At 62.2% G+C, this 19,743-nt stretch carries 18 protein-coding genes; 10 read left to right on the forward strand and 8 right to left on the reverse strand.

Annotated features, from left to right (window positions below; genetic code table 11):
* The first annotated feature begins 857 nt into the window (after positions 1-857).
* The 4 genes from ATB98_RS16575 to ATB98_RS16590 all read left to right on the forward strand — a co-directional run bounded on the left by ATB98_RS16575 (position 858) and on the right by ATB98_RS16590 (position 4,532).
* Positions 858-1,463, forward strand: coding sequence for a transglutaminase-like cysteine peptidase (locus ATB98_RS16575; protein WP_066875607.1), 606 nt, complete (start codon positions 858-860; stop codon positions 1,461-1,463).
* Positions 1,464-1,734: 271 nt separating this feature from the next.
* Positions 1,735-2,463, forward strand: a complete 729-nt coding sequence (locus tag ATB98_RS16580) for a hypothetical protein (RefSeq protein ID WP_066875608.1) — start codon at positions 1,735-1,737, stop codon at positions 2,461-2,463.
* A 188-nt stretch (positions 2,464-2,651) separates the two neighbouring features.
* On the forward strand, positions 2,652-4,184 hold the full coding sequence (locus ATB98_RS16585) for a D-alanyl-D-alanine carboxypeptidase (protein ID WP_066875609.1): 1,533 nt from the start codon (positions 2,652-2,654) through the stop codon (positions 4,182-4,184).
* Positions 4,185-4,265: 81 nt separating this feature from the next.
* Entirely contained in the window at positions 4,266-4,532 is a 267-nt protein-coding gene (locus ATB98_RS16590) for a hypothetical protein (RefSeq protein ID WP_066875610.1), read from the forward strand.
* A 124-nt stretch (positions 4,533-4,656) separates the two neighbouring features.
* On the opposite strand, the gene ATB98_RS16595 is transcribed toward ATB98_RS16590, so the two are convergent.
* Positions 4,657-5,094, reverse strand: coding sequence for a DUF1489 family protein (locus ATB98_RS16595; RefSeq protein WP_066875611.1), 438 nt, complete (start codon positions 5,092-5,094; stop codon positions 4,657-4,659).
* A gap of 113 nt (positions 5,095-5,207) precedes the next feature.
* Positions 5,208-6,608 carry an L-serine ammonia-lyase gene (locus ATB98_RS16600; RefSeq protein WP_066875612.1) on the reverse strand — a complete coding sequence of 467 codons (1,401 nt, stop codon included), beginning with the start codon at positions 6,606-6,608 and terminating at the stop codon, positions 5,208-5,210.
* A gap of 633 nt (positions 6,609-7,241) precedes the next feature.
* On the opposite strand from ATB98_RS16600, the gene ATB98_RS16605 reads away from it, so the two are divergent.
* The 3 genes from ATB98_RS16605 (at position 7,242) to ATB98_RS16615 (ending at position 9,583) form a co-directional block, all read left to right on the forward strand.
* Positions 7,242-7,931, forward strand: coding sequence for a DUF599 domain-containing protein (locus ATB98_RS16605; protein WP_066875613.1), 690 nt, complete (start codon positions 7,242-7,244; stop codon positions 7,929-7,931).
* A gap of 161 nt (positions 7,932-8,092) precedes the next feature.
* Positions 8,093-9,106: a DUF1624 domain-containing protein gene (locus tag ATB98_RS16610; RefSeq protein WP_066875614.1), complete on the forward strand. Its 1,014-nt coding sequence runs from the start codon at positions 8,093-8,095 to the stop codon at positions 9,104-9,106.
* A 3-nt stretch (positions 9,107-9,109) separates the two neighbouring features.
* Positions 9,110-9,583 carry a methyltransferase family protein gene (locus ATB98_RS16615; RefSeq protein WP_066875615.1) on the forward strand — a complete coding sequence of 158 codons (474 nt, stop codon included), beginning with the start codon at positions 9,110-9,112 and terminating at the stop codon, positions 9,581-9,583.
* 60 nt (positions 9,584-9,643) lie between these two features.
* On the opposite strand, the gene ATB98_RS16620 is transcribed toward ATB98_RS16615, so the two are convergent.
* The gene (locus ATB98_RS16620; protein WP_066875616.1) at positions 9,644-10,030 is read right to left on the reverse strand and encodes a MerR family transcriptional regulator; all 387 of its coding nucleotides are present in this window, start codon (positions 10,028-10,030) and stop codon (positions 9,644-9,646) included.
* Positions 10,031-10,094: 64 nt separating this feature from the next.
* Positions 10,095-11,516 (reverse strand): magnesium transporter, encoded by a 1,422-nt coding sequence (mgtE, locus tag ATB98_RS16625; protein ID WP_066875617.1) that lies wholly within the window; start codon positions 11,514-11,516, stop codon positions 10,095-10,097.
* 272 nt (positions 11,517-11,788) lie between these two features.
* On the opposite strand from mgtE, the gene ATB98_RS16630 reads away from it, so the two are divergent.
* The 3 genes from ATB98_RS16630 (at position 11,789) to ATB98_RS16640 (ending at position 13,263) form a co-directional block, all read left to right on the forward strand.
* Positions 11,789-12,295, forward strand: coding sequence for a peptide deformylase (locus tag ATB98_RS16630; RefSeq protein WP_066875660.1), 507 nt, complete (start codon positions 11,789-11,791; stop codon positions 12,293-12,295).
* A gap of 164 nt (positions 12,296-12,459) precedes the next feature.
* Positions 12,460-12,714, forward strand: coding sequence for a hypothetical protein (locus tag ATB98_RS16635; RefSeq protein WP_066875618.1), 255 nt, complete (start codon positions 12,460-12,462; stop codon positions 12,712-12,714).
* A gap of 192 nt (positions 12,715-12,906) precedes the next feature.
* Entirely contained in the window at positions 12,907-13,263 is a 357-nt protein-coding gene (locus ATB98_RS16640; protein ID WP_066875619.1) for a hypothetical protein, read from the forward strand.
* A 100-nt stretch (positions 13,264-13,363) separates the two neighbouring features.
* Here the strand turns inward: ATB98_RS16640 and ATB98_RS16645 are convergent, their stop codons facing one another.
* From ATB98_RS16645 to ATB98_RS16660, 4 genes are all read right to left on the reverse strand, one after another.
* Positions 13,364-14,911 (reverse strand): SpoVR family protein, encoded by a 1,548-nt coding sequence (locus tag ATB98_RS16645; RefSeq protein WP_066875620.1) that lies wholly within the window; start codon positions 14,909-14,911, stop codon positions 13,364-13,366.
* Between the two features lie 12 nt (positions 14,912-14,923).
* Positions 14,924-16,240, reverse strand: coding sequence for a YeaH/YhbH family protein (locus ATB98_RS16650; RefSeq protein ID WP_066875621.1), 1,317 nt, complete (start codon positions 16,238-16,240; stop codon positions 14,924-14,926).
* Positions 16,241-16,265: 25 nt separating this feature from the next.
* Positions 16,266-18,215, reverse strand: coding sequence for a PrkA family serine protein kinase (locus ATB98_RS16655; protein WP_066875622.1), 1,950 nt, complete (start codon positions 18,213-18,215; stop codon positions 16,266-16,268).
* A gap of 707 nt (positions 18,216-18,922) precedes the next feature.
* A complete protein-coding gene (locus ATB98_RS16660) occupies positions 18,923-19,588 on the reverse strand; it encodes a DUF1326 domain-containing protein (RefSeq protein WP_066875623.1) in 666 nt (221 codons plus the stop codon).
* Between the last annotated feature and the right edge of the window lie 155 nt (positions 19,589-19,743).

Consider the following 19,743-nt stretch of genomic DNA (forward strand, 5'->3'; position numbering starts at 1 on the left):
TAAACAGCGCCCCTGTCCGCTCATCCCCACCGCGCATGCAAATCAGTCCCTCTGTTGCAGCCGTAGGGAATCACGGCAAAACCCAAAAGCCAGAGGGCTTTTTCAGCAGCCTGCTAGAGCATTTTGCAGTCAGGTCGAATCACCTGACGTCGCACGAATGCGGCAAAACAATAAGATAGAGCGATGGCGCGAACGCATGTGAGCGCATCCCGCTCTAACGCGAGATTCGATCCGATTGATTGGATCACGTGGAGAAGCCTCCAATCCGCTAAAGCGCAAGGGGCTCCGCGAGTTCTCGATTTAAGAGCTACTGAGTCTGTCCGAGCACGAAGCGCGGCGCTGCAGGCGCCTTGCGGGTGGCCGAGGGCGCGCCATGCTGTCCCGTGAGGCGACACAGCCGCCCAGGGTCACTCGGGCTCCCTCCCCGACAACGCTTTCCCGTTACCCGTCGCCGAAGGACCTCGCCCTAGGCGACAGCAGTATCGGCTCAAGCAGAAATACTTTCTGGTAAACCGCGCGTTACACTACAGAACGCAGAACTTTAACTATACCTTCTCACTTCCGCGTGCCACGCGCGTCATCGCCGTCGCCAACCCGATAGGGCCGCGCACCGACACGCGCAGCACGATCCTGACAATTAGCGCGCGTATTCAATGACTTACAAGAAGTGAAGTCATCCATCCAATGCACTCGCCTGGCGACTGCCGCCAATTTCGCTAAAATTTGAATCAAATTCAAATCAAATACAAATCGAGTTTTATTATTATACTATCTGCATTTGTACTTGTTTTTACCTCGCGTCTTCGTCGCGGATAAAAGCCTCTGTGCCATTGTCGAACCATAACGGGGAGACAAACATGCGCGGAATTATCAGCAAGACGGTCGCCGTCGCGGCCCTCATCACCGGCTTTCTGACCGGGTCGGCATTCGCCCTGCCGGCGAACATGACGGTCGGCGGCGCGACCAATCCGCCAATCGGTCACTATGAGTTCTGCAAGGGACATGCATCCGAATGCCAGGCGAATGGCGCCGATCACGGCCCGGCCGTTCTGACCCGCGAAGGCTGGCAGGCGATTCTCGAGGTCAATTACGAAGTGAACCAGGCAATCACACCGATGACCGACGTGGAAATCAACGGCGTCGAAGAGAAGTGGTCCTATCCCGACGCGGTCGGCGACTGCGAGGACTACGTACTCCTGAAGCGCCGCAAGCTCATCGAGCGCGGCTTTTCGCCGTCCGATCTTCTGATCACCGTCGTCCTTCAACCGAACGGCGACGGGCATGCGGTGCTGACGGTCCGAACCGATCGCGGCGATTTCATCCTCGACAACATGCGCAGCAAGGTGCTGCTGTGGTCGGACACCGAATATACCTATCTGAAGCGGCAGTCTTCGGAGAATGCCGGACGCTGGGTAAAGCTGCAGGACGGCCGCGCCGTCGCTGTCGGCAGCGTCAGCCAGTAACGCCTCAGCGCTGCGACGGCGGCGCTCGCACCCCATCGGGCTTCGGTCGATCCCTTCCCCGTGTTCAGACCAAAGCCCCGGCCGGTTCCCCTTGTCCCAGGAACCGGCCTTCTTTTTTGAAGCACGCCTTATAGCGTCGCTTCATCGAACGTTAACCATCTTCAACGAGCATGGAAAGGAGCGATTGCCACCCGACCCGAGTGATCGAGCCGGACTTCGAAGCGAATAGCAGCGCCAATCTTGGACGAGCAGCGCAGCGGACGGCGCACGGATGATCACGCCCCCCACTCCCGAACCGGAACTCCTGCCGCTCCTTTCGCCTCGTTTCGTCTACAAGACAACGGCGATCGTGGTGCTGCTCGTTGCGCTGACGGTCACGCTCTCCCTTTGCGGGCGCCGGCTCGGCGAACATCTCGCCCGCGCCGGACATACGTCGAGCCGCGAAAGCTACGATATCTTCATCGGCCAGGACCACCTGCGCCTGCCCGCCAACGTCATCCGCTTCGAGAACCAGCGCGCCACAAGCGTCGCCGAGCGCGTGGATCTCTATCTCACCTGGCCCGGCCTCGAGGGCTACAGCGACGAGACGCGGTCTCTGTTCAACGACGTCAACCGACCGGAAAGCCTGATCTTCCTGCAGATCGCCCAGAGCACGATGTCACGCGACATGTCGGGGCGTTTCGCCCCCATCTACCGGCACCTGCTGCAGGAGCCGTCGCAAGGTGGCCCGGCGGGCCTGACGAGATACGACGCCAAGGCCGATTCCAGCTATGCCGGCGAGGTTTTCTTCACGGCCGAGCGGGAGGGGCGCCCGCCCTATGTGCTGCGCTGCCTGCTGCCGGAACACGCCGCGGCCTCGACCAGCGCCGACTGCCAGCGCGACTTTCACATCGGCAAGGACCTCAGCGTTCTCTACCGATTCTCCAGCAAGTTGCTGCCGCACTGGCGCGCGATCGACGATTTGATGGAATCATTCGTCCGCGACCGGCTGGTGCCGTGATTTTGACCAAGTGTCGTGATGCAGGCAGTACGCCGGCCGATGTGGCCTGCCGGTGCCGTTCCTGAACAAAACGCCCACCCCGGGGAAACCAATCATTCATCATAAACCGATTGGTAACGCTATGCCGGTAGTGTCTTCGGAACGGTCGTTCCCGGAGAAGGCGTCCGGACGACACCCCCGACATGTGAATGAAGAGCAGCGTAGTGTCTCAATCCGCTTTTTTTGATCTCGCGCAGCGCCCGCTTGGCGTCCTTTCAAGAGTTGTAGGACGGATTGTCCTTGCGAGCGCCGTCGTCGCGCTCGCCCTCTCGGCGCCCGCCTTTGCCAACCCGAAATATGCCGGCATCGTCGTCGACGCGAAGACCGGCAAGGTGCTCTACGGCGAGGACGCGGACGAGTTGCGCTATCCGGCGTCGCTGACCAAGATGATGACGCTTTACCTGACCTTCGAGGCGCTCGAGGCAGGACGGATCAGCAAAAACACGCCCGTCCCTTTCTCCAAAAACGCGTCGGCAGAGCCGCCGTCGAAACTCGGCGTGCGCGCCGGCCGGTCGATCACCGTCGAGCAGGCGATCCTCTCGTTGGTCACACGCTCCGCCAATGATGCTGCGACGGCGCTCGGCGAACTCCTCGGCGGTTCCGAACAGCGGTTCGCGCGAATGATGACGAACAAGGCCCGCGCGCTCGGCATGACGCGCACGACCTATCGCAACGCCAACGGCCTTCCCAACGCCGAACAGCGGACGACAGCCCGCGACCAGGCCCGTCTCGGCATCGCGCTGCGCCAGCATTTCCCGCAGTATTACGATTATTTCTCCACGCGCAGCTTCCGCTTCGGCAAGCAGACGATCGGCAACCACAACCGTCTGCTCGGCAATGTCCGCGGCGTCGACGGCATCAAGACCGGCTATACCCGCGCGTCCGGCTTCAATCTCGTCACGTCGGCGCAGCTCGACGGCCGCAGCATCGTCGCCGTCGTCATGGGCGGCACGTCGGGCGGCGCCCGCGACGCGCAGATGCGCAAGCTTGTCGCCAAATATATGCCGGCCGCATCGCGCCGCGGCGGCGGCAACCTGATCGCCGAGGCCCCTGCGGAGCCTGTAGCCCAAGTCGCCGAGGCCCCTGCGGAGCCTGTAGCCCAAGTCGCCGAGGCCACGCCGCAGCCGGCTGCGACGCCGGTCGCGGTCGCATCGGCGGCGATGGACCTGCCGAATACCGGCCCGGTTCCGGGCATGCGCTACGCCGACGAGGCCGCCGACAGCGTGGAAATGGCTTATGCCTCGACGAAGCGCGCCTCCGACAATCCGGTGCTTTCCGGCAAGCTCGCGCCGAACACGCTCGATGCGCAAAGCGCCGCGCTTGCCCGGCAGGAGCCGGCCTCCGCCGCCGTCGACACGCAGATCACGAATTCGGTCGCAAAGGCGGAAACCTCACCGGCCAAGGCCGAGGCCCGCTCCGAAGCGAAGGTCCAGCCGCAGGGGTGGGTCATCCAGATCGGCGCCACGCCCGACAAGGCGCAGGCCATGACCCTGCTCGGCAAGGCCAAGGAAAAAGGCGGCAAGGCGCTGCGCAATGCGACGCCGTTTACCGTCGCCTTCAGCAGCGGCGGGGCCCAGGTCTATCGCGCGCGCTTCGGCGGCTTCGACGATCAGGGCATGGCGGTCAACGCCTGCAAGGCTCTGAAGAAGAAGGGGTTCGCCTGCTGGGCGAGCCAGCAGTAAATCGGCACGACGTTTCGACGGCCGGGCAGGTTTTCCCGGCCGCCGTCCTCCTCGGGTTTGTATGGCGTAACGAGGTCAGTCATGGCAGTGAACGAGAACGTTCCCGACATCACCGCGGCGGCGGGAAAGAAAACGAAGCCGTCGCGCATCCGGCTGCATCCGCTGCACGAAGCGGCGATGCGCATTGCCGACATCGGCCTCAACCGGTCGAAGGCAAAGACGCGCGATCTCGTCGCGATGCTTCTCACGCACGGCGCCCGCGCCTGGCGCTCGACCCAGCCCCGGGTCGGGATCCACCTGCACGTCACCGCGCCCGGGCGTCGCCCGCTCAGGATGCGGCTGCCCTGAACGCAAAGAGCAGGATCTATCCGTTTGTTTCTGCCGCATTCGCGCGGCGCCAGGTGATTCCACCCGACTGCAGACATTTCTTGTGGAAGCCGCTTGCCGGCGGGAAAAATCTGCGCGCCGCAGTCTACAACAGGCCGAGCTCGGCGAGTTCGCGCCTGAGCTCGAGCGGCATCTCCTCGCCGCCGGAAGAAAGGGACGCGAGATCGCGCGGGGCCTCCTTCTCCTCCAGGTAACGCCAGCCCTGGAACGCCCGGCGTGGCTGCAGTTCCGTCTCCACCACCTCCGGGCCGAGGATGAGATTGCAGCGGCCGATGCCTTCCCCGTCTGTGAAGGTCTCGACGCCGATCAGCGGCTGGCGCGCCTGCACGTACCCCTTGATCACCCAATAAAGCGAGCCGTCCGCCAGCAGCTCTTCCGTGCGCTTCGGAACCATCCGTGTCGTATGGAACGAGTGCGGCTGCTGGCCTGCAGCGATCGCGGCCAGAGCCTTGCGCGAGACCCATTCGCGCAAGTCCTCGACGGATTCGGCGCCGACGCAGAGCTTAATGAGATGCAAAGCCATGGCGAACCTTGAACACCCGCCTGCGGGGTGCGGTCAAGTAAATTGCGCCGCTTCGTCCACAGGAGCCATGCCGGGCCTTTCGGCGTTGGAGCCGGATGCCGGCGGCAGATCGCTCAGCACTCGACGACGTTGACCGCGAGCCCGCCGGTGGATGTCTCCTTGTACTTCTCGCTCATGTCGACGCCCGTCTGCCGCATCGTCTCGATGCAGGCATCGAGCGGCACGAAATGCTTGCCGTCGCCCTTGAGCGCGAGCGACGCCGCCGTGACCGCCTTGACGGCGCCAAGCGCATTGCGCTCGATGCAAGGCACCTGCACGAGACCCGCGACCGGATCGCAGGTCATGCCGAGGTGATGCTCGAGGGCGATCTCGGCGGCATTCTCGATCTGCTCGGGCGTGCCGCCCATCACGGCGGCAAGGCCCGCCGCCGCCATAGCGGAAGCCGAACCGACCTCGCCCTGGCAGCCGACCTCCGCGCCGGAGATCGAGGCGTTGTGCTTGATGATGCCGCCGATCGCCGCAGCGGTCAGCAGGTAATCGCGGATACCCTCCTGGTCGGCATCGTCGTGGAAATGCAGATAATAGCGGATCGTGGCCGGCACGACGCCGGCGGCGCCGTTGGTCGGCGACGTCACCACCCGGCCGCCGGCGGCGTTTTCCTCGTTGACCGCCATGGCATAGACGCTCAACCAATCATTGGCGAGCAACGGGTTGGTCTTGTTGGAGCGCCATTCCTCCTGCAGCTTGTCATGGATCGCCCGGGCGCGCCGGCGCACCTTCAGTCCACCCGGCATGATTCCGTCCTGGCTGAGACCGCGATCGATGCAGCTCTTCATCGCCGCCCAAATCCGGTCGAGGCCGGCATCGAGCTCTTCCCTCGACCTCGTGCATTCCTCGTTCGCCCGTTTCATCTGGGCGATCGTCAATCCGGAACGCGCGGCCATGTCGAGCATCTGCCGTGCGGTTGCGAAGGGATAGGGCACCTTGACGCCGGCAGGCCTGTTCTTCTGGGCGCGCATGGCCTCGAGTTCCGTGTCGGTCACCACGAAACCGCCGCCGATCGAATAGTAGATCCGCTTCAGAAGCAGCCGGTCGTCGCGATCGAAAGCGGAAATGGTCATGCCGTTCGCATGGCCCGGCAGCGGCACCTTCTTGTCGAAAACCAGGTCGGTCTTCGGTTGGAACGCGTAAGCGGGATGGCCCGGGGGCGTGACGCGACCGGTGCGCTCCACCTCCTCGATGATCGCGTCCATCCGGTCCGGATCGACGAGGTCCGGGCGCTCGCCCATCAGCCCGAGGATCACCGCCCGGCCCGTACCGTGGCCGATGCCGGTGTGCGCCAGCGAGCCATGCAGGCTGACCTTGACGGCAGCGACCGTGGCATTGGACGGCCGCGGCCAGTCGTCCGAGAGGATGAGCTCGAGGAACCGGTTGGCGGCCGACATCGGTCCCATGGTGTGCGAACTCGAAGGACCGATACCGATCTTGAAAACGTCGAAGACGGAAAGAAACATGAACTGCCTGCCCAGACCCCTGACAAGACGCGCCGCCGCACGTGCGGCCGGAAACACGGGTGTCGTTGATGGGACCGAAGCCGCACCGGTTGCGCGCAAGAGCGGCGTCGATCATCCCCCTACATATAGGATGAAACCCTAAGCAATCCTATGGCGGTCGACCGACATTGGATTTCGTCCGCGCGACATCGGCAGGAAGCCGAACCGATCGGCGCTTATGCCGGCAGAAAAGCGACAGGGTCGGAAAAGCCATATCGCCCTGACCGGTCGTTCAATTTTCTCAGAAGCCGCCGAAGAGATAAGCGAGTGCAAGAATGCCGGCGAAACCCGCCACGGCGCGGACGGTCACGCCCCAGCACGACTTCTCTACTGTATTTTCCATGGTGTCTCCGAAAGGCCGAGGCCCGGCAAACAGGAAGGCGTGCTGCATAGCGAAGAAAAGATTAACGCGCAACGGCGAAATGTGGCGAAGCGGTGTCCTGCAGGGGCGCAGGTGGCGGATTCCGCCGTTGCGGAGCGTCGGTTGCCGCAATTTTGCTTTCTTCCTGAATGCGGCGCCTGAATGCGGCGAGTGCCTGCGCAACGCGCGCCGCGTGATCTTGCATTTTAAAGCAGCCGTGCCAAAACACCGCCATGACCTTCGAAGACTACCTTGCATTCGCCATCTTCATCCTTCTGTGGGCCGGCTTCAGCTGGGCGTCCGACGGCCGACGCGGCTTCAAACGCGTCAGCCTGACCCGGTTGATGAACGAGAACAGGGCGCGATGGATTCGCAACTCGCTCAATCGCGACCTGAAGATGATCGATACGCAGATCATCGCGGGGCTTCAGAACGGCACCGCGTTTTTCGCCTCGACGACGATCTTCGCGCTCGGCGGCTGTTTCGCGCTGCTCGGCGCGACCGACCAGGTGCAGATGATCTTCAACGATCTGCCGCAGATCTTCCGGAGCGGGCGGACGGGCTTCGAGTTGAAGGTCGGCGGGCTCACCTGCCTCTTCGGCTATTCCTTCTTCAAGTTCGGCTGGTCCTACCGGCTCTTCAATTACTGCTCCATCCTGATGGGCGGGATCCCGATGACGGCGGACATGACGCGCGACCCGCAGGCAGCCGAACGGGCTGCAGAACGGGCCATCCGCATGAATGTTCTGGCGGCCAAGCATTTCAATGCCGGTTTGCGGGCGATCTTCCTGTCGATCGGCTATCTCGGCTGGTTCATCAGCCCCTATGTCTTCATCGTTCTAACCGTCTTCGTCATATTCGTGCTGGTGCGGCGGCAGTTCTTCTCCGAAGCGCGAACGGCGCTGATCGAAGAGGTTCAATAAAGCCTGCGGCGCCCTCATTTCAGCATAATCTCGACGCAACTGGCCTGTGTTGCAGCACTTTGAATTGCTGCATGTCTTGGTCCTCAAATCGAGGTCGATCCAGGGAGACATGCAGTAGACCAGTCGAGTAGATTCGTCCCAACAGAAGAACGGCGATGCCCATGTCCGACCACAGCGCGACGACGATCCCTGAGACAGACCTCCAAGAGGCGGGCGTCGCCGCCCATCGCCGGATCGCGCTTCTGGATGCCTTGCGCGGCCTGGCGCTCGTCGCGATGGCAATCTATCACTTCACCTGGGACCTGGAATTCTTCGGCTATGTCGCGTCCGGTACCGCGGGAACGGGTGCCTGGCGGCTCTTTGCGCGGCTGATCGCGAGCAGCTTCCTTTTTCTCGCCGGCTACAGTCTCGTGCTCGGCCAGTTCCCGAAATTCCGGCCCCGCGCCTTCTCGCTTCGTTTCGTCAAGATCGCCGGCGCTGCAGCCCTGATCAGCATCGCGACCTGGTTCGTCTTCCCCGGCTCGTTCATCTTCTTCGGCATTCTCCACGCCATCGCGGCGGCAAGCCTGGTCGGTCTCCTGTTCCTTCGGCTGCCTGCGGTCGTCTCCTTCGTCGCCGCTGCGGCGGCCTTCGCCGCGCCGCTCTACCTGCGCTCGCCGATCTTCGACGTGCCGGCGCTCTGGTGGCTCGGGCTTTCCGAGACGGTCCCGCGCTCAAACGACTATGTGCCGCTGCTGCCGTGGCTGGCGCCGTTTCTTGCCGGCCTGGGCACGGCCAAGCTGATGCGCCCGCTGCTCGCCAGACGGCAGGCCTCGCCCCCGCCGCAGAGCGGGAGGATGCCGTGGATCGCGCCGCTCGCATTCGGGGGGCGCCACAGCCTCCTCATATACCTCGTGCACCAGCCGCTCCTCATCGGGCTCGTCTATCTCTTCTCGCTCGTCGTCCCCGCCCCCACACCGGATCCGGCCCTGGCCTACCGGATGAACTGCGAGCGAGCCTGCAGCAGCAGCAATCCCACCGTCGCCTGCGACCGGTTTTGCGGCTGTACGCTCGATCGGCTGAAAGAGCAGAACCTGTTCGACGATTTAAACCTGGGCAAGATCGATGCGAACGCCGATGAACGCATTGCGCGAATCGCCAGTCAGTGCACAATGGACGCACAATCAGGGGACTAGGACATGAATGCCTATCGTGCCAAGCCGCTGAGCTTTCCGTGGCCCGCCCTGCTCTATGGCGTGGCGGTGCTGATCGCGCTCGTTGCGAACTGCCTGTTTCCGCTCGCCGTCGCTCACGGCCATGGCTGGTTCCCGCTGCTGGTCGGGAGTGCGCTGATCCTTGTGGCAATCGTGCTCGAGCTTTGGGCCATCAAGACCCTCGTCGAACGGCATACCGCCGTCCTGCCGACACGCTGCGCCACCTGCCTTGTCACGTGCGGGCCATTCCGCTTCACCCGCAATCCGATTTATCTCGGCTATACGCTGATGATGGTCGGGTTCGGGCTGGTGATGCTCAATCCGTGGTTCTTCATCACGGCGATTGCGGCGGTCGTGCTCACCACCCTCTTTGCCATCCGCAAGGAGGAACTGCACCTCCTGTCGCGCTTCGGCTTCGAATTCGAACGCTATTGCCGTCACACGGCACGCTGGATTTGATGCGCCGATAGCAAAAAGGCGGCTCGCGGCCGCCATTCGGGAAGGCTTGGGAGGCTTGGCTCAAGTACCGACGCCGATCTCGGCAAGCCGGGTCAGGCACGCTTCCTCGACATTGTCGAGCTCGGCAAGCGTATCCTCGATGTCCTTGCGCTTCTGGCGCAGTTCCTCGCGCTTCTCCTCGACGCGCTTCATCAAGAGCTGCAACTGACCCATCTCGCCCGGCGGGTCCTTGTAGACCTGGATGATCTCGCGGATTTCGGCGATGGTGAACCCGATGCGCCGGCCACGCAGGATCTCCTTGATCAGGTGCCGGTCGGCCGGCCGAAACAGGCGCGTGCGGCCGCGCCGCTCCGGATGGATGAGCCCCTCATCCTCGTAGAAGCGCAATGTCCGGGTCGAGATGCCGAATTCCCGGGTCAGTTCGGTAATGCTATAGTACTTGTTCACACCGCCATTCCATCAACTCACGCGGCCCACTATTATTGACTTTGACGTAAAAGTCAAACACGTCTCACCCAACATGGAACCACCAGGTCGCAATGCCCAGGAAGCTGAAAAATCCGGTTACATCCGTCACGGCGGTAACGAAAACGGCTGAGGAGACGGCCGGATCGGCACCGGACTTTTCCAGAAGCAGCGGGATCAGGATCCCGGCAAGCGCCGCCGCCATCATGTTGATCAGCATGGCGGCGGCGATAATGCCGCCGATATTGGGATCCTGGAACCAAAGGCCGGCAACGAGGCCGATCAGGGTTCCGAAAATCATGCCGTTCAGGAGACCGACGCCGGCTTCGCGGCGGATAATCCGCGGCGCATTGTGAATATCGAGGCCGCGGGTCGCCAGCGCACGCACCGTCACGGTCATGGTCTGCGAGCCTGCATTGCCGCCCATGCCGGCAACGATCGGCATCAGGATGGCAAGCGCCACGATCTGCTGGATCGTTGCATCGAACAGGCCGATGACCGAGGCGGAGATGCAGGCAGTCATCGAGTTGACGAAAAGCCAGGGCACCCGCGAGCGCGAAGCCTCGGCGACGGAGTCCGACAATTCCTCGTCACCGACGCCGCTCAAACGCAAGAGGTCCTCCTCCGCCTCTTCCTGGATCACGTCGACGACATCGTCGATCGTCAGCACGCCGACCAGCCGGCCGTTCTCGTCGACGACGGCGGCCGAAAGCAGGTCGTATTGCTCGAAGAGCTGCGCCGCTTCCTCCTGGTCCATCTCGGCCGGAATGGCGTGGCTGGTGTCGCGCATGATCGCGTCGATCTTCACCGAGCGCTTGGTGCGCAGCACGCGATCGAGATCGACGGCGCCGAGCAGCTTGAAGGTCGGATCGATGACGAAAATCTGTGTGAAACTGTCGGGAAGATCCTCGTCCTCGCGCATGTAGTCGATCGTCTGGCCGACGGTCCAGAAGGGCGGCACGGCCACGAACTCGGTCTGCATGCGCCGGCCGGCGGTGCTCTCCGGATATTCGAGCGAACGGCGCAGGCGAACGCGCTCGGTAAAGGGGAGCTTGGCGAGGATCTCCTCCTGATCCTCCTGGTCGAGGTCCTCGAGAATGTAGACGGCGTCGTCGGAATCCATCTCGCCGATCGCCTCGGCGATCTGCTCGTTCGGCATATGCTCGACGATGTCGAGACGGATCGCCTCGTCGACCTCGGTCAGGGCTGAGAGATCGAATTCCTTGCCGAGAAGCGAAACGAGCGCCAGGCGCTGCTCCGGCTGAATCGCTTCCAGCAGGTCGCCGAGTTCGGAGGCGTGAAGATGGGCGACATGCTGGCGAAGATAGATGATATCGCGGTCGACGATCGCCGCGCCGACATGCATCAGGAAATCGGAACGGACCGACCCGTCCTCGGCATAGATGTCCGATCCGTCGTGGACGGCGATTTCATCGGAACCGCGGTCGTCGTCGCCGGTGTTGCTCATGGACCCGCCCTCGAAGGATACCGCCGCCCGAGCCCGCGTGAAGGGCGGAAGACGAGTTTAACCTGCCGTTCGACCGCTCGGGCCGGGGCCGGAAACGGTCTCCCGCCCTGCTAACGCAAAGCTCCGCCAAGGTCCACAGCCGAGGCGACGTCGACGAAGGACCGCGGAACGATTTATACAACCTGTTGCAAATGCATATGAAAAAAGTGAAACGAATAAGGCTCGCCGTCTGCCTGCCGCCCGGCGGACACCGGCGCAAGGAGGTTTTCGAAATGGCTGTCCGACCGATCGTCCGCTTTCCCAGTCCGCTGCTCGGCACGGCGGCCGCAACGGTTGATCGATTCGACGATGATCTGATCCGGCTGGTCGACGATCTCGTCGACACGATGCGGGCCGCCCCGGGGATCGGCATCACCGCGCCGCACATCGGCGTGCCGCAGCGGGTAACCGTGATCGAGCTCGATCCGCAGGCCGGACCGCACGCCTTCATAAATCCGGAAATCACGTGGCGATCGAGCGAGATCGCGCGCCACAGCGAAGGCAGCATATCGATGCCCGGCATTTCCGAAGAGGTGGAACGGCCGGCAACCGTGCGCGTGCTCTACCAAACGCTTTCGGGTGAGACGCGCGAGGAAGAGGCGGCCGGACTGATGGCCGTCTGCCTTCAGCACGAGATCGACCAGCTCGACGGCATTTTCTGGATCAGGCGGCTGTCGAGGCTGAAGCGCGAGCGCGTCCTGAAACGCTTCCAGAAATCGATGGCGCCGCAGGCCAACTGAGACGCGCCAAGGTTGCGCCGGCGCCCACTGTCGAATAGTTTCGCCGCGCCTGGAAGCCGCGGCGCACAAAATGCTCGGCGCCTTGCCAAACCACGCTGCATCCCTTAAGCGCCGCGCGTCTTACCACCGAGACAAGCAGCAGCCACTCGAACGAAGGTCCTGCGATGAAATATCTGCGCCTCACTCTTCTCTGTGCCGCTCTGGCGGGATGCACCTCCACGGCAGAACTCGAGCCGCTGCCCGGCAGCCTGACCTATGGCGAGACCGCCTCCACGCGCAAGACGCAGGCGGCACCGGGCACCAAGATACCAAACCGGTTCATCCACGAAGGCAGGATCGTCTACGAAACCTATGAGGTTCAGCCCGATCACACCTACAAGCTCATTCGGCGCACCTTCGTCGACAGCCTGGGCGACTGATCGCGGCGCATCGAGCGCTCGAACCCCGCCCCTCTCCTGCATGTCACCTGGATCGACCGCGATTAAGGGCAACAGGGAGCAATTCAAAATGCTGCAGCGACCTTTGCGCGCGCAAGAACGCGCGGCGCTACAGTTCCGGAACATTGCGACCCCCTTGCCGTTTTCAGGGAGACAACCACGGGAGACGACGCAATGGCAAAATACCTTGACGAACGTGGCGATCCGGCCTCGTCGACGCACGAGCCGGAACGGAAGACCTATTCGGCCGAAGAAGCGAAGCAAGGACGCTGGGGCATACCCATACTGGGTGTCCTCCTCGGAGGGCTGCTCCTCGCCTTCCTGGCTTGGGGGGCCGTGGAGATCTGGGGCGAAAGTACCGATACGGATCGCGTAACGGAGACGCAGCAGGGCGAGCCGGCGCCGGCGCAGGACCAGACCGGAAGCATCGGCACCTCCGGACAGCCCGCCCCCGTCGACCGGGACCCGACAGCCCAATCCGGGACGGGTGGCGAGACGCAGCAGGTTTCGCCTGACGGCACGGAGAAATGATCCCCAACGATCCGATCGGCGTGGTGCGGCATCTTCCGGCGCACCGCGCCGGTTGCGGACATGTGCAACGTCAGGTGATTCCACCTGACTGCAAAATGCTCTAGTCGGCAAGTTCTTCGGTCGAGCATTCGTAAAGCGTCTCGCCGGTCTCCGCCTCGATGCCGACGAGACTTACCTCGTAGCCCCAGAGATGACGGACGTGGCGGAGCGTGGCGTCGCGATTGCTTTCCTCAAGAAGCACGCCGTTCTTCACATTGTGCTGCAGCCGCAGGTGACGGTCTCCCAGGAGATCGACGTCCATGACCTGGATGTCAGGCTGGTTGGCGCCGATATCGTAGCTGCGGGCAAGGGCTGCGCGTATGGCCTCGTAGCCGCGTTCATTATGGATTGAGGCGACCTCGCAGAAGTTCTCGTCCGCCTCGTCGGTCAGCAGGAACAGCCTGAACTTGCGGATCAGCGACGGGCTCAGATATTGCAGGATGAAGGATTCGTCGCGATGGTTCGCCCAGGCGTCGAGCAGCGTCTCGCGCCAGTTGCCGCTGCCGGCGATGTCGGGAAACCAGTCGCGGTCTTCCGCCGTGGGGTCGACGCAGATGCGCTCGATGTCCTGCATCATCGCAAATCCCAGCGCATAGGGATTGATGCCCGGGTAACGCGGATCGTCGAAGGCCGGCTGAAAGACGACATTGGTATGGCTCTGGAGAACCTCCAGCATCGCCCCCTCGGTGATCCTGCCCTCGTCGAAAAGCCTGTTCATGATCGTGTAGTGGACGAAGGTGGCACATCCCTCGTTCATCACCTTCGTCTGGCGCTGCGGATAGAAATATTGCGCGATGACACGGACGATGCGGAGAATCTCCCGCTGCCAGGGCTCGAGGATCAGGCTGGTTTTCTCGAGGAAATAGAGCAGGTTCTCCTCAGGAAGGTTCAGCTGCTTCTTGCGTTCCAACGCATCGCGCTCGGCCGCGGTCGGATCGAGGCCCGCGCTCGTCGGCGGCAGCGTCCGCCACAGGTCGCTGTAGGTCTGCTCCTCGTATTCCAGCCTCTCGCGCATCCGCTCCCGCTCCTTTTCGGAGGACAGCCTCGGCGGTCGCCTGTAGCGGAAGACGCCCTGGTCCATGAGCGCGTGAGCGGAATCGAGGATCTCCTCGACGGCCGTGGTGCCGTAGCGCTCCTCGCATTTGCTGATGTATTTCTTCGCGAACTCCATGTAGCTGAGGATCGCGCTCGCGTCCGTCCACTGGCGGAAGAGGTAATTGTTCTTGAAGAAATGGTTATGGCCGAAGGCGGCATGCGCGGTCACCAGCGCCTGCATCGCCATGGTGTTTTCCTCCATCAGATAGGTGATGCAAGGGTTGGAGTTGATCACCAGCTCATAGGCGAGGCCGCGCCGGCCCCTGCGATAGAGGTGGTCCTCGAAGACGAAGCGCTTGCCGAAGGACCAGTGCTGGTACATCAGCGGCATGCCGACGGAGGAATAGGCGTCGAGCATCTGCTCGGAGGAGATGATCTCGAGCTGGTTCGGGTAGACATCGAGCCCGAGTTCATCGAGCGCGATCGCCTCGATGGCGTCGTAGGTCCGCGCCAGCGTCTCGAAGTTCCAGTCGGAACTTTGAAACAGGAGGTTTGCGCCCGCACCCTTTGACATGCCCGTCGCCTTTCACTTGCCCATCTGGATGCTTGGCTGCTTGCCGAAGAGTTTTCGAAAGACCGGATAGATATCCGCCGGCTTGGCGATCCGGGTCATCTGGAAATTCGGCCATTCGCCGTCGACGGTGCGATAGGCCCGCCAGAGCGACGTCCCGTTGTCGGTCGTGCCGAAGATCTCCGTTTCGCGCTCGTCGATGATCTCGACATAGGCGTAATACTGGCAGAGCCGCATCAGGTCGTCATTCAGCAGCGAGGCGCAGCGTTCGGAATCGCCGGAGATGTTCTCCCCGTCCGAGGCCTGCGCGGCGTAGATGTTCCATTCGTGGGCCGGGTAGCGCTCCTGGATGACGCGGAGCATCTCCTCGAGCGCGGTGGAGACGACCGTGCCGCCGCTCTGCTTGCTGTAGAAGAACGTATTCTCGTCGACCTCACCCGCCTCGTCCGTGTGCCGGATGAAGACGATGTCGATCCGCTCGTAACGCCGCTTGAGGAAGAGGTGCAGCAGTACGAAGAAGCGCTTGGCGAGATCCTTCTCCCGCTCGCCCATCGAGGCGGAGACGTCCATCAGGCAGAACATCACCGCGCTGGCATTGGGCAGCGGCTGCGGTTCGAAGCGGTTGAAGCGAATGTCGACCGGATCGACGTATGGGATACGTCGACGCCGGCGTTCGAGCTTCTCCAGTCTCTCGCGCAGTTCCGCGATTTGCTTCCGGTGCTTCGCCCCTGCTTCGGGCTGCGCTTCCAGCCTGGCGATCTCGTCGGCGAGCGCCTCGACTTCCCGGCGCGAGGGTCGATGCAGGGCGATGCGGCGACCGTAGCTGTTGCGCATGGTGCGCCCGACATTGATGTTCGTGGGAGAACCGCTCGCGGTGAAGCCGGCACGGCGGCGCTTGAAGGCGACGGATTCCTTGAGGTTGAGCTTCACCATGTCCGGCAGTTCGAGGTCCTCGAAGAAAAGGTCGAGCACCTCTTCGCGCGAAAGGACGAACTGGAAATCGTCCTCGCTCCGCCCGGTTCCGGCACTTGCACCCGAGGCGCCGCCGCCGGCGGCCTTTTTCGGAATTCGGTCTCCCTGCGCGAACTCCCGATTGCCGGGCAGGACGTGCCGCCTTTCGCCGGTGCCGCTGTCGGGCTGGAATGTCGGTTCGCTGACGCCGCGGGCGGGCATGGATACGTTCTGCTCGACATCAACGTCCGTGATCTTGCCTGTTTTGACCCGCTCCTTGATGACTCGTTTCAACTCCTCCCGCGCACGCTTCAGGAAGCGCTGCCTGTTGCCGAGACTCTTGTCCTTCGGGTTGAGGCGGCGGTCGATGAAATTCGGCATTGGCTGACCCCTGCATCCGGCATTCTTAACCTGCCTTGTTCACGCGCATGTACCAGTCGACCAGTCGCCGTACCTGCCGTTCCGTGTAGCCACGCTCCTTCATGCGTTGCACGAATTCGGCATGCTGCTTCTCGGTGGCGCTGTCCTTCTTGGAGCCGAAGCTGATGACAGGCAGAAGGTCCTCCACCTGGCCGAACATGCGTTTCTCGATCACTTCCCGAAGCTTTTCGTAGCTCGTCCAGGACGGATTGCGGCCGTGGTTCTTGGCGCGGGCGCGGAGCGTGAACTTGACGACCTCGTTGCGGAAGTCCTTCGGGTTGGCGATGCCGGCCGGCTTCTCGATCTGCGAGAGCTCGCTGTCGAGTATCTTCCGGTTGAGGATCTGCCCGGTATCCGGATCCTTGAAGTCCTGGTCCTCGAGCCAGGCATCGGCATAAGCGATGTAGCGATCGAACAGGTTCTGGCCGTATTCGCTGTAGGATTCCAGATAGGCCTTCTGGATCTCGTGGCCGATGAACTCCGCGTAACGGGTGGCGAGTTCCGACTTGATGAAGTCGAGATAGGCCGCCTCCGTCTCCTTCGGGAACTGCTCGCGCTTGATCGCCTGCTCGAGGATATACATGAGGTGCACCGGATCGGCCGCCACCTCCTTGGTGTCGTAGTTGAACGTCTCGGACAGGACCTTGAAGGCGAAGCGGGTGCTGACCCCGGTCATGCCCTCGTCGACGCCGGCGGCGTCACGATATTCCTGCACCGAGCGCGCCTTCGGATCGACGTCCTTGAGGTTCTCGCCGTCATAGACCCTCATCTTCGTGTAGAGCGACGAGTTCTCGTGCGGCACGAGCCGGGTCGAGACGGTGAAGCGGCTGAGGATCTCCAGCACCTCCGGCGCGCAGGGATTGTTGAGCAGCTCGCTTTCGTGCAGAAGCTTCTCGTAGATCTGCTTCTCCTCGGTGACCCGCAGGCAGTAGGGAACCTTGACCACCAGGATGCGGTCGAGGAACGCCTCGTTGTTGCGGTTGTTCTTGAACTGCAGCCATTCCGACTCGTTGGAGTGGGCAAGGATGGTGCCCTGATAGGGGAATGCGCCGAAGTTTTCCGTGCCGTTGTAGCTGCCTTCCTGGGTTGCGGTCAGCAGCGGATGCAGGACCTTGATCGGCGCCTTGAACATCTCGACGAATTCGAGCAGCCCCTGCGTGGTGCGGTTAAGCCCGCCGCTGTAGGAATAGGCGTCCGGATCGGCCTGGCTGTAATTCTCGAGCTGGCGGATGTCGACCTTGCCGACGAGCGAGGAAACGTCCTGGTTATTCTCGTCGCCGGGCTCCGTCTTGGCGATGCCGATCTGGCGCAGCCGCGACGGCACCAGCTTGACGACGCTGAATTTCGAAATGTCGCCGCCGACCTCGTCGAGCCGCTTGGCCGCCCAGGGCGAAATCAGGCCGGTGAGCCTGCGCCGGGCGATGCCGTATTTATCCTCGAGAAGATCGGCCATGCGCTCGGGATGAAACAGGCCGAGCGGAGACTCGAAGATCGGGCTGATCTTGCCGTCGACCATCAACGTGTAGATCGGCCTATGCTCCATCAGCCTCTTCAGTCGCTCGGCGAGCGACGACTTGCCGCCACCGACCGGGCCCAGCAGATAAAGGATCTGCTTGCGCTCCTCGAGACCCTGGGCAGCGTAGCGGAAGTAGCCGACGATCCGCTCGATCGTGTCTTCCATACCGAAGAAATCGGAGAAGGCCGGATAAATCTTGATGGTCCGGTTTGCGAAGATCCGGCCGAGACGCTCGTCAGCGCTGGTATCGACGAGAACCGGTTCTCCAATGGCGTCCACCATTCGTTCCTGAGCGGTGGCGTACATGCTTTTGTCATCGCGACATGCAAGGAGATATTCCTGTAGACTTATCTCTTCTTGCGCTGCACTCGTATAGATCTCCGAGAATAGGTCGAAGACGTCAGATTCACTCCTTTGCATCGTGCTCTCCCGCGGCAGGGCCGCTTGGTTGAAACGGGATCGCTGCCTAACGGCCTCTGCTTCAAGTGAACGGTTTTCGCGAGTTCAAAGTTCCTTCAATTATCACCGGCACAGGAAGCGGATGCCGAAGCAGCAGCCAACGACGAATTCCACGTATCAGTCCGGGACCGACCGATCGGCGCCTCAATAAAAATGCGAGGCGCGCTGCGCAGGACTCGTCGCTCTGTCACCCCATCATGCCGGTCGCTCTCGCGAATCCTTCATGACAAGGGAATCATAACTAATCCCCGGTCTTTCTCCGACTTCTTTTTTACGATTCCGCGAATTTAGCCATCAACAATATCGTGTAGGACGGCTCTTGCGTGAGTACAGCCCTCGCGCGCATCAGAAAGGAACGCCAAAGCAGGGCCATGCGGAAAGCGCGGCACCGCGGCCGCGAACCGGGCATCAGGTCGGTGCCCTTTCCTCGACAGGACAGGGCAACCCGTCCATTTCAGCCCAGACATGGCGCGATGGCAAGAAAAAAATGAAAAACTCCGTAGAACCATTCGGTTACGGGGGCTTTTTCATTCGGATGCGGTAGCCGCCATCGGGGCATCAAGTTCAGTGCCGTTTGACACGCACCGCCTGAAGCGGCTCGGCCGCGCTCTCGCGCTCCGGCAGCAGCGCCATCTCGTCCCGGAGCCTGAGGCTAAAGCTCTAACGATTTAGCCGAGCCATGCCGTGAGCCTCGATCTTTGTCTGACCAAGCCATCCTGATTGAAGTGGTGGACACAGAAATGCGCCCATGAGTCTTGGAACGCCATTTCCATGTCCCCGGTCACCGATGTCGTACCGAGCCCGAGTTCCGCGTAGGTAAACTCAAAGCTGCCGCTCGGTCGCGCGAGCGCGACGTGGAACGGCTCGCCCGTGAATTCGTTAACCTTCGGGCTCGCCCTGCTCGTCAAGACGCCGGGAATCGTAACCTTCGCGGTTCGCGCGTCCAGGTCCGCCCTGAGATCGATCGGCAGGAACAACGTCTCGCAGAATTCCGAACAGGTGGTCGCGAAGACCGCGAACAAATTGCTGAAAGGCTCGCACGCATCGCCTGAGATGATCGTCTCAAGTGCAATCCGTTGAGGCTCGTCCGCTCGCTCGTCGATGATGATCTGACGCCTGCCGTTTCCGTCCTTTATTTCTCCGGGCCACTTGTACAACGCCGCCCAGTTCAGGCCGACGAGCGGCGTGCCGTTGAAGTGGCCCTCGACGAGGTTGCCGATGAAGGCGGACTGGCAATATCCGTGCGTGCTCGGCAAATTGAATTGGCAGCCGCAATTCATGGCACAACTGCAGTTGTCGTAAGTTTCGCTCTTGAATACCCATTGGTCTCCCATACGCGTGATCCTCCCAGCTCTCACCCGATGTTCGGGCAATCATCAGGGAGAGTGCACCTCGCAGGGGGCCAGCACCAGTTCAGGAATTGAAGCGCCCCGCTTTAGAAACTGAACTAGCCAGGAAAAGCCATCTGCCGTAGCCTCTAGGGAGCCTC

Origin of the sequence: Sinorhizobium saheli, assembly GCF_001651875.1 — a bacterium.
In the GTDB taxonomy this organism is placed as follows: domain Bacteria; phylum Pseudomonadota; class Alphaproteobacteria; order Rhizobiales; family Rhizobiaceae; genus Sinorhizobium; species Sinorhizobium saheli.

What these genes read in the sequence shown, in the direction of transcription:
- ATB98_RS16575 (WP_066875607.1), top strand. Translation starts at nt 858, where the DNA reads ATGCGCGGAATTATCAGCAAGACGGTCGCCGTCGCGGCCCTCATCACC.
- ATB98_RS16580 (WP_066875608.1), top strand. Translation starts at nt 1,735, where the DNA reads ATGATCACGCCCCCCACTCCCGAACCGGAACTCCTGCCGCTCCTTTCG.
- ATB98_RS16585 (WP_066875609.1), top strand. Translation starts at nt 2,652, where the DNA reads ATGAAGAGCAGCGTAGTGTCTCAATCCGCTTTTTTTGATCTCGCGCAG.
- ATB98_RS16590 (WP_066875610.1), top strand. Translation starts at nt 4,266, where the DNA reads ATGGCAGTGAACGAGAACGTTCCCGACATCACCGCGGCGGCGGGAAAG.
- ATB98_RS16595 (WP_066875611.1), bottom strand. Translation starts at nt 5,094, where the DNA reads ATGGCTTTGCATCTCATTAAGCTCTGCGTCGGCGCCGAATCCGTCGAG.
- ATB98_RS16600 (WP_066875612.1), bottom strand. Translation starts at nt 6,608, where the DNA reads ATGTTTCTTTCCGTCTTCGACGTTTTCAAGATCGGTATCGGTCCTTCG.
- ATB98_RS16605 (WP_066875613.1), top strand. Translation starts at nt 7,242, where the DNA reads ATGACCTTCGAAGACTACCTTGCATTCGCCATCTTCATCCTTCTGTGG.
- ATB98_RS16610 (WP_066875614.1), top strand. Translation starts at nt 8,093, where the DNA reads ATGTCCGACCACAGCGCGACGACGATCCCTGAGACAGACCTCCAAGAG.
- ATB98_RS16615 (WP_066875615.1), top strand. Translation starts at nt 9,110, where the DNA reads ATGAATGCCTATCGTGCCAAGCCGCTGAGCTTTCCGTGGCCCGCCCTG.
- mgtE (WP_066875617.1), bottom strand. Translation starts at nt 11,516, where the DNA reads ATGAGCAACACCGGCGACGACGACCGCGGTTCCGATGAAATCGCCGTC.
- ATB98_RS16630 (WP_066875660.1), top strand. Translation starts at nt 11,789, where the DNA reads ATGGCTGTCCGACCGATCGTCCGCTTTCCCAGTCCGCTGCTCGGCACG.
- ATB98_RS16635 (WP_066875618.1), top strand. Translation starts at nt 12,460, where the DNA reads ATGAAATATCTGCGCCTCACTCTTCTCTGTGCCGCTCTGGCGGGATGC.
- ATB98_RS16640 (WP_066875619.1), top strand. Translation starts at nt 12,907, where the DNA reads ATGGCAAAATACCTTGACGAACGTGGCGATCCGGCCTCGTCGACGCAC.
- ATB98_RS16645 (WP_066875620.1), bottom strand. Translation starts at nt 14,911, where the DNA reads ATGTCAAAGGGTGCGGGCGCAAACCTCCTGTTTCAAAGTTCCGACTGG.
- ATB98_RS16650 (WP_066875621.1), bottom strand. Translation starts at nt 16,240, where the DNA reads ATGCCGAATTTCATCGACCGCCGCCTCAACCCGAAGGACAAGAGTCTC.
- ATB98_RS16655 (WP_066875622.1), bottom strand. Translation starts at nt 18,215, where the DNA reads ATGCAAAGGAGTGAATCTGACGTCTTCGACCTATTCTCGGAGATCTAT.
- ATB98_RS16660 (WP_066875623.1), bottom strand. Translation starts at nt 19,588, where the DNA reads ATGGGAGACCAATGGGTATTCAAGAGCGAAACTTACGACAACTGCAGT.